General features: G+C 72.4%; 8 protein-coding genes. 4 read left to right on the top strand and 4 right to left on the bottom strand.

Annotation, left to right across the window (positions count from 1 at the left end):
* Positions 1–21: 21 nt before the first annotated feature.
* On the top strand, positions 22–693 hold the full coding sequence (locus DFJ66_RS33680; protein WP_246030003.1) for a DNA alkylation repair protein: 672 nt from the start codon (positions 22–24) through the stop codon (positions 691–693).
* A 210-nt stretch (positions 694–903) separates the two neighbouring features.
* On the opposite strand, the gene DFJ66_RS33675 is transcribed toward DFJ66_RS33680, so the two are convergent.
* A complete protein-coding gene (locus tag DFJ66_RS33675; protein ID WP_121227308.1) occupies positions 904–1,881 on the bottom strand; it encodes an alpha/beta hydrolase in 978 nt (325 codons plus the stop codon).
* A gap of 90 nt (positions 1,882–1,971) precedes the next feature.
* Between DFJ66_RS33675 and DFJ66_RS43105 the strand changes: the two genes are divergently transcribed.
* Positions 1,972–2,529 carry a TetR/AcrR family transcriptional regulator gene (locus tag DFJ66_RS43105; protein ID WP_170199818.1) on the top strand — a complete coding sequence of 186 codons (558 nt, stop codon included), beginning with the start codon at positions 1,972–1,974 and terminating at the stop codon, positions 2,527–2,529.
* A gap of 96 nt (positions 2,530–2,625) precedes the next feature.
* Here the strand turns inward: DFJ66_RS43105 and DFJ66_RS33665 are convergent, their stop codons facing one another.
* The 3 genes from DFJ66_RS33665 to pheS all read right to left on the bottom strand — a co-directional run bounded on the left by DFJ66_RS33665 (position 2,626) and on the right by pheS (position 6,980).
* Positions 2,626–3,102 (bottom strand): hypothetical protein, encoded by a 477-nt coding sequence (locus DFJ66_RS33665; protein ID WP_246030002.1) that lies wholly within the window; start codon positions 3,100–3,102, stop codon positions 2,626–2,628.
* Between the two features lie 329 nt (positions 3,103–3,431).
* Positions 3,432–5,909, bottom strand: a complete 2,478-nt coding sequence (gene pheT / locus DFJ66_RS33660; RefSeq protein ID WP_121227304.1) for a phenylalanine--tRNA ligase subunit beta — start codon at positions 5,907–5,909, stop codon at positions 3,432–3,434.
* Positions 5,910–5,912: 3 nt separating this feature from the next.
* Positions 5,913–6,980: a phenylalanine--tRNA ligase subunit alpha gene (gene pheS / locus DFJ66_RS33655; RefSeq protein WP_121227302.1), complete on the bottom strand. Its 1,068-nt coding sequence runs from the start codon at positions 6,978–6,980 to the stop codon at positions 5,913–5,915.
* Positions 6,981–7,271: 291 nt separating this feature from the next.
* On the opposite strand from pheS, the gene DFJ66_RS33650 reads away from it, so the two are divergent.
* Complete coding sequence (locus tag DFJ66_RS33650) at positions 7,272–9,062, top strand: HSP90 family protein (protein ID WP_121227300.1); 1,791 nt, start codon at positions 7,272–7,274, stop codon at positions 9,060–9,062.
* Positions 9,059–11,866 (top strand): tetratricopeptide repeat protein, encoded by a 2,808-nt coding sequence (locus DFJ66_RS33645; RefSeq protein WP_121227298.1) that lies wholly within the window; start codon positions 9,059–9,061, stop codon positions 11,864–11,866. Before DFJ66_RS33650 ends, DFJ66_RS33645 begins: the two co-directional genes overlap by 4 nt.
* The last annotated feature ends 188 nt before the right edge of the window (positions 11,867–12,054 follow it).

Genomic DNA, 12,054 nt, shown 5'->3' with positions numbered 1-12,054 from the left:
GAGCCGCTCTACGGTGGTGTCGTGAGCGGACTCGTCACGGCGATCCACGAAGGACTGAGGTCGGCCGCCGATCCGGCGAAGGCGCCGGAGATGCAGCGGTACATGAAGTCCGAGATGCCGTTCCTCGGTGTGCCGAAGCCCGAGCGCGCCGCACTGGCGCGGTCGCTGTTCGGCAAGTTCCCATTCACCTCCCGTGACGAGTGGGTGGACACGGTGTTGGAGCTGTGGCGCGGTGCCACCTACCGCGAGGAGCGGTACCTGGCGCTGGACCTGGTCGGCCGGTACCCGAAGTGGCAGGACCCGACCTTGCTGCCGGTGTACGACGAGCTGGTCGTGACCGGTGCGTGGTGGGACTACGTGGACGAGATCGCGTCCCGCCGCATCGGCCCGCTGCTGCGCGCGCACCCCGACGACGTCGAACCGGTGGTGCGCACCTGGATGACCGACCCGGACCGCTGGCGGCGGCGGGTGTCGGTGATCTGCCAGCTGGGGTCGAAGGGCGAGACCGACCTCGACCTGCTCCAGGACGCGATCGAGGCGAACATCGCGGACCCGGACTTCTTCCTGCGCAAGGGCATCGGCTGGGCGCTGCGCCAGTACGCCCGCGTGGACCCCGGGTGGGTGCGCGCGTTCGTCGACGCGCACCCGGAACTCTCTCCTCTCTCCAGAAGGGAAGCCACCAAGCACCTGTGAGCGGGTGGCAGGTCCGACGTAGCGGCTGGGGTGCGGCGAACCGTAGGGGGCGGCGAACCGTGGGTGCCGTGGGTCGCCGGGGTAGTTGGTTGCGGGGGGCGGTTGGTTGTGGGCGGGGTGCGGTAGGCGGCCGGTGCCTACCGCGGGGCGGTGCCTGACCCGACCTGGTGCGAAGGGTGCGGTCAGGGGTCAGGGGTCAGGGGTCAGGGGTCAGTCGAGCATCCCCAGGGAGTTTCGGCGGATGGTGGGTGTCGGGGGTTCGGCCGGTGGCTGGGCGCTGGGCGTGTAGGCGGTGCGCAGGTGGTCGGCGATCAGGGTGATCGCCTCTCGGGCCACCTCGACCGGCCTGGTGTGGGTGAAGCCGTGGTCGACGCCCTCGAACTCGCGGTAGGTCACGGGTACGGCCTCGGCTTCCAGGATCTTGGCGAAGTCGCTCATCTCCTCTCGCAGCGTGTCGTGCTGGGCGGTCAGGACCAGGGTCGGCGGCAGGTCCGCCAGGTTCGGGTGGCGGATCGGTGAGACGTGCGGGTGCTCCGGGTCGGCACCCGCGAAGTACGTGCGGCGGACCAGGGACATCAGGGACCGGCCCACCACCGGTTTCTCCAGCATCGAGGTGCGGCTGGAGTCCGGGCGACTCAGGTCGACGGTGCCGAACTCGACCGTCAGCGCGACCGGCAGCGGGATCCGGGCCTCCGCCGCGCGCAACGCCACGTTGACCGCCAGCTTGCCGCCGGCACTCGCTCCGCCCACCGAGATGCGGGCACCGTCCCACCCGTAGGTGGCCGATCGCATCCACCGGTACACGTCGAAGAGTTCGTCTTCGGCGACCGGGAACCGCACTGTCGGCGCGGTCGAGTAGTTGGGCACCACAACGTGAGCGCCCACCTCCGAGGCCAGGAACCGCGCCACGTTGTCCTCCTGCTCGGGCACGCGCGCGATGAACGCCCCGCCGTGGGCGATCAGGTGCACGGGCGGGCGGTCGACCGGGTCGGGCGGCGCGTACACCAGGGCTTTGACCTCGCCGTGGCGCGTCGGGATGCGGATCGTGGCCGGTCTGGCCACCTTCCTCGTGGCGAACTGGAGTTCCGGCGACGCGTACCGGAGCCGGTGCACGACGGGGAACGCGACCTGGAACGCCGCCGCGGCGAGCGCGGGACGCCAGGCGATCAGCGGATCCTTGCGGAGCATGACACACCTTCCTTTCTAACTGGTTGGTTAGAAGAGTGCCGGCAAGATCGGACTTTGTCAACTAACTGGTTAGAAGATAGTCTCGAAGTCGTGATCAGAGACGCGGACGCGACCCGCCAACGCCTGCTCGACGCCGCCCTCGCGGAGTTCGCCGAGCACGGCATCGCGGGCGCGCGGGTGGACCGGATCGCCGCCCAGGCGAACTCGAACAAGGCGCAGATCTACCACTACTTCGGCGGCAAGGCGCAGCTCTTCGACGCCGTCTACGGCTCGATCGTGCGGCGGGTGGTCGAGTCGACGCCGATCGACGTCCACGACCTGCCGGGGTACGCGGCGAAGCTCGCCCGGATGTACGACGTGCACCCCGAGGTCATGCGACTGGCCGTGTGGCACCGGCTGGAGCCGGGCGAGTCCGAGGTCAACGCCCTGGCCGTCGAGGCGACCGACCGGAAGGTGGAGCTCATCGCGCAGGCCCAGGCGGAAGGGGTCCTGCCGAAGCGGTTCCCGCCCGCCGTGCTGCTGGGGCTGGTGCTGCACCTGGCGGCGACGTGGACGGAGGTCAACCCGGAGTTCCCGGGCGAGTCGCCGGACGCCGAGGCACGATACGAGTACGTCGCCGAGGCGGTGCGCAGGCTCATCGCGGAGTAGGACGGGACCCAAGGTCGGCCGCAGGGGTCGGACGCGGGTGGCGCGGGGGATCAGCCGCGGGTGGCGCGGCGGGTCGAACGTGGGTGGCGCGGCGGGTCAGCCGCGGGTGGCACGGCCCGAGTAGGTGAGCGGGAAGACGGAGTCCTGGCACGCGTCGGGCACGTCCGGGGAGATCTGCACGACCATCTCCACCTCGACCGCCCCCGCCGGCGGGATGGACACCGGCTCGGCCATCGGTCGCACGCTCAGCACCCCGGACGGGCAGTCCGGCACCCGGTTGTGCGCCGCGTCCAACGGCTGCCCCGGCACGGCCTGGAGCGTCATCACGACGATGTCGACGCTGTTCGGGTTGGACAGCCGCACGAGCCGCGACCCGACCCCGCCGGGCGTCAGCTCGACCGGTGCGCCGGACACGTCGTTGATCTCGAACGGCTTGAGGTCGGAGACACCCGGCTCGCCGTTGCTCACCGCGTACGCCATCGCGGGCAGTTCGGGCGCGGGCCAGGTGAGGTGCATCGCGGCGACCACGGCGGCACCGACGCCCAGGATGGTCATGGCGACGGCGACTTCCATCCGTGGTCCCAAAGTACGCATGAGGCAACCTCACTACGACTGCTGCATCAGGCGGTGGGTTCGCCGCTAGCTCCCCGTCGGACCGGCGACCAGACTCGCCCGGCGGTTCATCGCTTCGCCCCTCGGCCCAGCGGGCCGCGAAGCCAATCTTGGAGAACGTTCAACCTTGGCGCAAGAACCAGGCAGGCCCGGAAATGCAGGTCCAAAGACCCCTTGACAGGTGACGCCGAGTGCCCTGATCTGCACGTTCCCGCTACCTCGGCGACCGATGGTTTCACCCGACCGGTCTAATCCTGGACCCGCACTGGTGCGGGTCCAGGAACTCTGCGTCAGCCTCTCAGCACCGCCCCGAAGCGGGTCGACGCCTCCGCCACGGCCGCGTCCCGGGCCGCTGTGGCCTCCTCGACCGTGAGCGTCCGGTCCGGCGCGCGGAACCGCAGCGCGTAGGCCAGCGACCGCTTGCCCTCGCCGACCTGGTCGCCCGTGTACACGTCGAACAGCCGCAGGTCTTCCAGCAGCTCGCCACCGCCCGCGGTCAGCGCCCGGGCCACCTCGGCGGCGGGCACCGCGGCGTCCACGACGACGGCCACGTCCAGCAGCACCGGCGGGTACGGCGACACGACCGGCGCGGGGCGGCGGTCCTCCACCGGCAGCGCGTCCAGGTCCAGCTCGAACGCGACGGTCCGCTTGGGCAGACCCAGCGCTTCCAGCACCTTCGGGTGCAGCTCGCCCGCGTGGCCCACCGGCCAGTCGCCGACGCGCAGCTCGGCGCACCGACCGGGGTGCCACGGCGCCAGCGAGGACGCCTTGACGGTCAGCTCGACGCCGTACGCCTCACCGACCAGCCGTGCGGCCTGCACCGCGTCCGCCCAGTCCGCGGGACGGCCCTTGCCCCACCAGCCGGCGTGCTCGCGCAGCCCGGTCAGGACCGCGGCGACGTGCACCGGCTGCTGCGGCAGGGACGCGATCAGCGACGCGACCTGCTCGTCGGACGGCCGCGCGCCCACGCCCACCTCGGGCACGGGCACCGGCTGCGTGCGCGGCAACGTCACCTGGGCGACCGTGTAAAGAGCCACGTCACGAGCGCCACGCGCCAGGTTGCGCTGCAAGGTCTCCAACAGACCCGGCACCAGCGTGGTCGCCAGCGCGTGCTTGTCCGCCTCCAGCGGGTTCAGCGCGCTGACGAAGCGCCGCCGCACGTCGTCCTCGGCCAGCCCGAACGCGTCGAACACCGAGGGTGCGATGAACGGGAACGGCTTGACCTCGACAAACCCGTTCTCGGCCAGGGCACGCGACACCGTCCGGCGGCGCCGCTGCTGCTCGGTCAGGCCGCGACCGGCCGGGGCGGGCGGCAGCGTGGACGGGATCGTGTCGTACCCCTCCAGCCGCAGCACCTCCTCCACCAGGTCGGCGGGCTGGGTGAGGTCGGCGCGCCACGTCGGCGGCACCGCCGTGACCAGGGTCGATCCGTCGTCACCGGTCGAGACCTCGACCTGGCAGCCGATCTGGCCCAGGCGCCGCGCCGTCACACCGCGCGCGTAGCGCACGCCCGCCACGCGGTCGGGCAGGTCGATCGGCATGGTCACCGGACCGGGCAGCACCGGCGTGCCCACGTCCGTGCGTCCCGGCTTGATGCTGCCTTCGGCGAACATGTGCAGCAGACGCGCCGCGCGCTCCAAGGCCACCGGGGCCAGCGCCGGGTCCACGGTCCGTTCAAACCGCTTAGCGGCCTCTGAAGGCAGCTTGTGCCGCCTTACAGTGCGCGCGATGGACGCCGGGTCCCAGTTCGCCGCCTCCAGCAGGATGTCCGTGCTGGTGTCGCGGACCTCGGTGGACGCACCGCCCATGACGCCGGCCAGCGACACCACGCCGCTGTCGTCGGCGATCACGATGTCGTCCGGGTCCAGCGCCCTGACCTGCTCGTCCAGCGTGGTGAGCTTCTCCCCCGCCACCGCGCGCCGCACGACCAGGCCGCCCTGCACGGTCGCGCCGTCGAACGCGTGCAGCGGCTGACCGAGCTCCAGCATCACGTAGTTGGTGACGTCGACCGGCAGCGAGATGGACCGGATGCCGGCCAGCATCAGCCGCCGCCGCATCCACCACGGCGTCGGCGCGGTCGGGTCCACGCCGGTCACCCGCCGGGCCACGAACCGCGAGCACGCCGACGGGTCCTCGATCCGCACCGGCAGCACGTCGCCCTCGCCCTCGGGCACCTCGGCCAGGCCGGGGTCGCCGAACGGCACGTCGAACGCGCAGGCGATCTCGCGGGCCAGGCCGCGCACGGAGAACGCGTAGCCGCGGTCGGGCGTGGGCGCGACCTCGATGACCGTGTCGTTGAGGCCCAGCAGCTCGATGGCGTCGTCGCCGGGCTGCGCGGTGCCGCTGGGTAGCACCAGGATGCCCGAGTGGTCGTCGCCCAGGCCCAGCTCGCGGGCCGAGCAGATCATGCCCTCGCTGACGTGCCCGTAGGTCTTGCGCGGGGTGATCGCGAAGTCACCGGGCAGCACCGCGCCGGGCAGCGCCACGACCACCGTGTCGCCCTCGACGAAGTTCGACGCGCCGCAGACGATGCCGTTGACCTGGTCCGGACCGACCTCGACCTGGCAGTACCGGATGGGCTTCTTGAACTCGGTGAGCTCCTTGATCTCCATCACCCGGCCCGCGACGAGCGGACCGGTTACGGGACCGAGCTGGTGCACGTCCTCGACCTCGAGGCCGATCCGCACGAACGCCTCGGCGAGCTGCTCGGGCGTCGGGGTCTCGGCGAACTCGAGGTTCTCGACCAGCCAGGTAACCGGGATACGCACCGGTCATGCCTCCGTTCCGAATGGCTGGGTGAAGCGGACATCGCCTTCGACCATGTCGCGCATGTCGGGCAGGCCGTTGCGGAACTGCAGCGTGCGCTCCAGGCCCATGCCGAACGCGAACCCCGAGTACACCTCCGGGTCGACACCGCAGTTGCGCAGCACGTTCGGGTTGACCATGCCGCAGCCGCCCCACTCGACCCAGCCGGGGCCGCCCTTCTTCTCCGGGAACCACACGTCCACCTCGGCGGACGGCTCGGTGAACGGGAAGAAGCTGGGCCGCAGGCGGGTCTTGGAGTCCTCGCCGAACATGGCGCGGGCGAACGCGTCGAGCGTGCCCTTCAGGTGCGCCATGGTCAGGCCCTTGTCCACGGCCAGGCCCTCGACCTGGTGGAACACCGGGGTGTGGGTGGCGTCGAGCTCGTCGGTGCGGAACGTCCGCCCCGGGCACACGACGTACACCGGCAGCTCGCGGTCCAGCAGCGTGCGGGCCTGCACGGGGCTGGTGTGGGTGCGCAGCACCAGGCCGGAGCCCTCGGGCGCCACGTAGAAGGTGTCCTGCATGGAGCGGGCCGGGTGGTCCTTGCCGAAGTTCAACGCGTCGAAGTTGAACCACTCGGTCTCCAGCTCGGGCCCCTCGGCGACCTCGTAGCCCATCGCGACGAACACGTCGGCGATGCGCTCGGCGAGGGTGCTGATGGGGTGGCGCGCGCCGCGCGGGACGCGGTCCCAGGGCAGCGTGACGTCGACCGACTCCTCGCGCAGGACCCGCTCGTCGCGCTCGGCCTGGAGCACGGCGCGGCGCTCCTCGAACGCGTGCTTGACCGCGTTCTGCGCCTCGTTCACCCGCTTGCCCGCCTCGGCCTTGGCGGCCGGCGGCAGCGCGCCGATCTCCCGCCTGGCCAGCAGGACGGGCGAGCGGTCACCCAGGTGGCTCGGCTTGACGGCGGCCAGCTCGTCGAGGTCGGCCGCCTTCGCGAACGCCTCCCGCGCCTGCTCCACCGCCGTGTCGAGCGCCTCCGGTGAGAGCGCCGCGACCTGCTTGGGGTCGTACGGGTCGTTGGCTCCGGACATGGTTGGTGGACAGCTCCCGTCGCGTGCCGCGTGTGGAAACCACCCCGCGAAGGGCACGGAGCGGCGGGTCGATCCTAGGTGATCGGGGTGGGGCCGGATCCACCGCGGCCGTGACTGCGCCGTGACCCCGGCAGGTCGACCGCGCGGAATTGTCGTACCCCTCGTGCACACTGATCTTCGAGTGAGCCGCCGGCCCGGCGGGCGAAGCGCCGAAAACCGGGTCCGCCGCCACCGTGGCGCACCTAGAATCGACCGTCCTACGTGACCTGACCCGAGGTGGATTCCACTCCCATGGCACACACCTTCGGTGTCGACCTGCGCGGGATCATCGATCTGCTCAGCCACCACCTGTACAGCAGTCCCCGCGTGTACGCGCGAGAGCTGCTGCAGAACGCGGTGGACGCGATCACCGCCCGCCGAGCGCTCCAGCCGGACGCGCCGGGCGAGGTGGTGATCGAGCCGATCGACTCCGGCACGGGCGGCACCCTCCGCATCTCCGACACCGGCATCGGCCTGACCGAGCGCGAGGTCCACGACCTGCTCTCGACACTGGGCCGCACGTCCAAGCGGGACGAGCTGGGGTTCGCCCGCCAGGGCTTCCTCGGCCAGTTCGGCGTGGGCCTGCTGTCCGCGTTCCTGGTCGCCGAGCGCATCCGACTGGTGTCCCGGTCGGCCAAGGGCGGCCCGGCGGTGCGGTGGACAGCCGACGCCGCGGGCAACTACGAGGTGGAGGTCCTCGGCGAAGCCGAGAATCGGACGACAGGCGAGACAGCGGACTCCGGAATCCCAGTCGGCACCACCATCGAGCTGGTGCCCAACCGCGACTCGGAGCACTGGCTGGAGCACGACGTCGTCAAGGCGCTGGTCACCGAGTACGGCGAGCTGCTGCCGGTGAAGGTCAGCGTGGGCGGCGAGGTGCTCACCGCCGAGCGGCTGCCGTGGCTGGACGACGCGCTGGGGTACGGCGCGAAGGTGCTGGGCGTGCGGCCGTTCGACGCGATCCCGGTCGAGGTGCCGACCGTGGGCCTGACCGGCGTGGCGTACGTGCTGCCCGGCGGGGTGCACCCCGGCGCGCGCCAGTCGCACCGCGTGTACCTGAAGCGGATGCTGGTCGGCGACGCCATCGAGGGTCTGCTGCCGGAGTGGGCGTACTTCGTGCGGTGCGTGGTCGACTCGTCGTCGCTGCGGCCCACAGCCAGCCGCGAGGCGCTCTACCAGGACGAGACGCTGCTCGCGGTGCGCGAGGAGCTGGGCCGGCAGGTCCGCGACTGGCTGGTGCGGCTGGACGCGACCGACCCGGACCGCACGTCGGCGCTGCTCGACGCCCACCACCTGGGCATCAAGTCGCTGGCGCGGGTGGACGACGAGATGCTGCGGCTGGTGGAGCGGTGGCTGCCGTTCGAGACCACCGACGGCGGGCAGTCGCTGCGCCAGTTCAAGCGCAAGCACGGCTCGATCGCGTACGTGCCGGACGTGGACGAGTTCCGGCAGCTCGCGCCGGTCGCCCACGCCCAGGGCATGGGCCTGCTCAACGCGGGCTACGCCTACGACGTGGAGATCATGGACCGGCTGGTGGCGCTGGACGGTCCGGCGGCGGCGCGGCGGGTCGCCCCGACCGAGGTGCTGGCCGCGCTGGGCGACCCGGAGCCGGAGCTGGAGCGGGCGCTGCGCGACCGGCTGGCGCTGGCCAAGGAGGTGCTGGAGCGGCACGACTGCGAGGCCGTGCCGCGCGACTTCGACCCGGCGTCGCTGCCCGCCCTGCTGGTCACCAACGTGGAGGGCGAGCGCCGGCGGGACGTCGAGCAGGTCGGCGAGCAGGCCGACCCGCTGTGGGCGGAACTGCTGGGCAGCCTGGTGTCGGAGCAGTCCGACGCGGCCCAGCGGCTCGTGCTCAACGTGCGCAACCCGCTGGTGCGGCGGCTGGCGGGGCTCAACGACTCGGCGCTGGTGGAGCTGACCGTCGAGTCCTTGTACGTGCACGCGTTGCTGCAAGCGCGCCGGCCGATGCGCCCCAAGGACACGGCCGCGCTCAACCGCTCTTTCCTGGAACTGCTGGACCGCGCTGTCGGAGGGCAATCGTGAGCGAGGAGAAGACCGCCGCCGAACAGCAGTTCGTCGAGGCGTACCACATGCCGGAGGGCATGGCGCGGCACGAGGCGCTGGAACGCGCCGCGCGCACCGCGGACGCCGTCGACCACCTGCCGCTCGGCGTGAGCTGCCGGATCGCCCTGATCCGGTCCGCCTACGACCTGGGTCGCTACGACCTGATGCTGGCGCCGTTCGCGTGGTGCGGCGCGGCGGAGAAGCGGGACCCCACGGCGTTCGACGAGTGGGAGACGCACAGCTTCGACTGGGCGCACAAGTGGATCGTCAGCGGGCTGATGGCCGATCCCCGGTTCACGCTGGACCAGGTCCGGTCGGTGATCACGCAGCTGGGCGAGCGGTACCAGCGGCACGGGTACTCCATGCAGCCGGTGTACGGGGCGCAGGCGCAGCTGGCCGAGCACATCGGCAACGAGGAGGGCTACCGCGAGTACTTCGCGCGGTACCTCGCCATGGACCGCGGTCCGATGAGCGACTGCGAGGCGTGCGTCGTGGAGGACCAGGCCGGGCACCTGATCCGCCAGGGCCGGTACGCGGAGGCGGTCGCGCACGCCGAGCACCAGCTGGAGAAGGACACCGGCTGCGCCACCCAGCCGCAGGGCATCCTGACCACGCTGACCCCGGCGTTCGTCGCGCTGGGCGACCTGGACCGGGCGCGGCAGGCGCACGTGGTGGCCCACCGGCTGGTGCGCGACGACCAGTACGGCGGTTACGTGGACGACCACCTGGTGTTCTGTGCGACATCGGGCAACGTGCAGCGCGGGATCGAGCTGCTGCAGCGGCAGGTGCACCGGGTGCACCACTCGCCGTCGCCGTCGCAGGAGATGCACTTCGCGGCGGGTGCGGCGGTGCTGCTGGGTCGGGTGGACAAGCCGCTGGACTTCGTCGTGCCGCGCGACGGGCAGACCGAGGTCTACGGCGCGTCCCAGCTGCGGGACCTGCTGGCGGCGAAGGCGTTAGAGATCGCGGAGCGGTTCGACCGGCGCAACGGGACGGACGCGGTGAGCCGCCGCATCCGCGCGAAGCTGGCGTCGGCCGACACACCGCACGTGCCGCTGGCGGTGCCGGTGCGGGCGGAGGTCGCGCCCACACCGGAGGAGGAGCCGACACCGGTCGCCGACCCGGTCGAGCTGGCGCAGGAGATGAACCACGCGTTCGACCACGGCGACTTCATCACCGGCATGCGGCTGCTGCGGTCCCTGCCGCGCGACCTCGACCCGCTGCTGCCGGAGGGCCTCGCGGCGCGCGTCGCGGCCCGGCGGGCGCTGGCGGCGCGGCAGAGCACGGTGCACGAGGAGCACGCGACCGCCATGGCCGAGCTGGACGCGGCGGTCGCCCGGCTCGCGGCGGCCGGCGAGCACGACTTCGCCAACCGGTACCGCAGCCGGGGCGCGGCGATGCGGGTCGAGCACGTGGGCCTGGAAGCGGCGCTGGCGGAGGCGCGGGAGTGCGTGGCGGAGGCGGACCGCGCGGGCACCCCGTACACCCGGGTGCTGACCCGCCTGGTCGTGGTCGACCTGCTGGGCGAGGCGGACGCGACCGACGAGCGGGGCGAGCTGGTGCGCGAGGCGCTGGCGCTGGCCGAGGCGGACGTGCCGGAGCTGGTCGCGCGGGTGCGGTGCGACGTGGCGCAGCACCTGGCGTCCATCGGCGAGCTGGACGAGGCGTCCGCGGTGGTCGCCGACGTGCTGGCGGGCGAGCCGACGGCGGGCGTGCGGTTCGACGCCCTGCGGCTGCGGTTGAAGATCGAGACGGTGCTGGGGCTGCCCGCCGCGCTGGACACGGCGGAGGAGTTCGTGGCCGCGTTCAGCACACCGCGCGGTCCGTGGACGGCCGAGGCGCACCGGCAGCGGGTGGCGTCGGTCGACCGCCTGGAGGTCGAGGACCGGCAGCTGGAGCAGCTGCGGGAGGCGATCTCCGTGGGGCACGAGCTGGGCGTGCCCGAGGACGTGGTGCACGCCTGCTACACGCTGGCGGGCGGCTACCTCAAGACCGGGCGGTTCGTGGAGGCCGCGGAGGCGCTGGAGGAAGCGGTCCGGGTCATCGAGAGCCACGACGTGCGCGACGACATCGTGGTCCCGGTGCGGTACCGGTTGGCGCAGGCGTGTTCGCGACTGGACGAGAACGAGGCGGCGCGAACACACCTGGAGACCGCACTGCCGCTGATCCCGGACGACGAGCCGTGGCGGCGGGCCCTCGCCTACGACCTGCTGGGCGGGGTGCTGCGGCGGCTGGACCGGGCGTCGGACGGTGCACGCGCCTACGCCGAGGCGGCCCGGCACTGGGAGCGGGTGCCGGACCCGGCCGAGGCGGCGGGTTCGTGGGTCGAGTCGGCGGCGGCCCTGCCCGACGACCAGCGCGACGAGTGCGGTGCGGCACTCGACGCGGCGGAACGGCTGCTGCCCGCGATGGACAACGAGGAGCACCGGACACACCTGTCGGCGCGGATCGCGGCGATCCGGGCGTTCCTGCACTTCCAGGCCGGGCGGTACGCGGAGGCGTTGGAGCGCAACGGGGTGGCCGAGGAGCTGGCGGCGCGGCTGGGCGACGTCGACTGGCAGTCGTTCCTGGCGCAGCGGGGTGCGCGGTTCCTGCTCCAGTCCGGTGACGCGGTCAACGCGGAGGCGGAGATCCGGCGGGCGGCCGGCCTGCTGACCGAGCACGCGCCGTTGCAGATCGTCGGTGACACGGCCAACGTGCTGGAGGAGGTGTTGCGGACCTTGGAGAAGCCGGTGGCGGGCGACCCGCTGCTGCGCTCGCTCAACGCGCGACTCCAGGACTGACCGCGAACGGCTGCCGGGCACGAGCGGCGGGCCGGGCGCGTCGAGGCCAGCAGACTGGTCTTGCCGCGCTCGGCGGCGGCCGCGCGCGGACGGACACCAGGGCGGACACGCGCGGGCGGACACCAGGGCGGACACGCGCGGGGGGGACACCGGGGTAGATACGCGCGGGCGGGCACCAGGGCGGAACG

It is taken from the genome of Saccharothrix variisporea (genome assembly GCF_003634995.1).
GTDB lineage: Bacteria > Actinomycetota > Actinomycetes > Mycobacteriales > Pseudonocardiaceae > Actinosynnema > Actinosynnema variisporeum.
Note: the sequence above shows the minus strand (reverse complement) of the source record. Positions and strands in the feature narration are given on the sequence as shown.

Coding starts and splice junctions, on each gene's coding strand:
- DFJ66_RS33675 (WP_121227308.1), bottom strand. CDS start 1,881: ATGCTCCGCAAGGATCCGCTGATCGCCTGGCGTCCCGCGCTCGCCGCG.
- DFJ66_RS33665 (WP_246030002.1), bottom strand. CDS start 3,102: ATGGAAGTCGCCGTCGCCATGACCATCCTGGGCGTCGGTGCCGCCGTG.
- pheS (WP_121227302.1), bottom strand. CDS start 6,980: ATGTCCGGAGCCAACGACCCGTACGACCCCAAGCAGGTCGCGGCGCTC.
- DFJ66_RS33650 (WP_121227300.1), top strand. CDS start 7,272: ATGGCACACACCTTCGGTGTCGACCTGCGCGGGATCATCGATCTGCTC.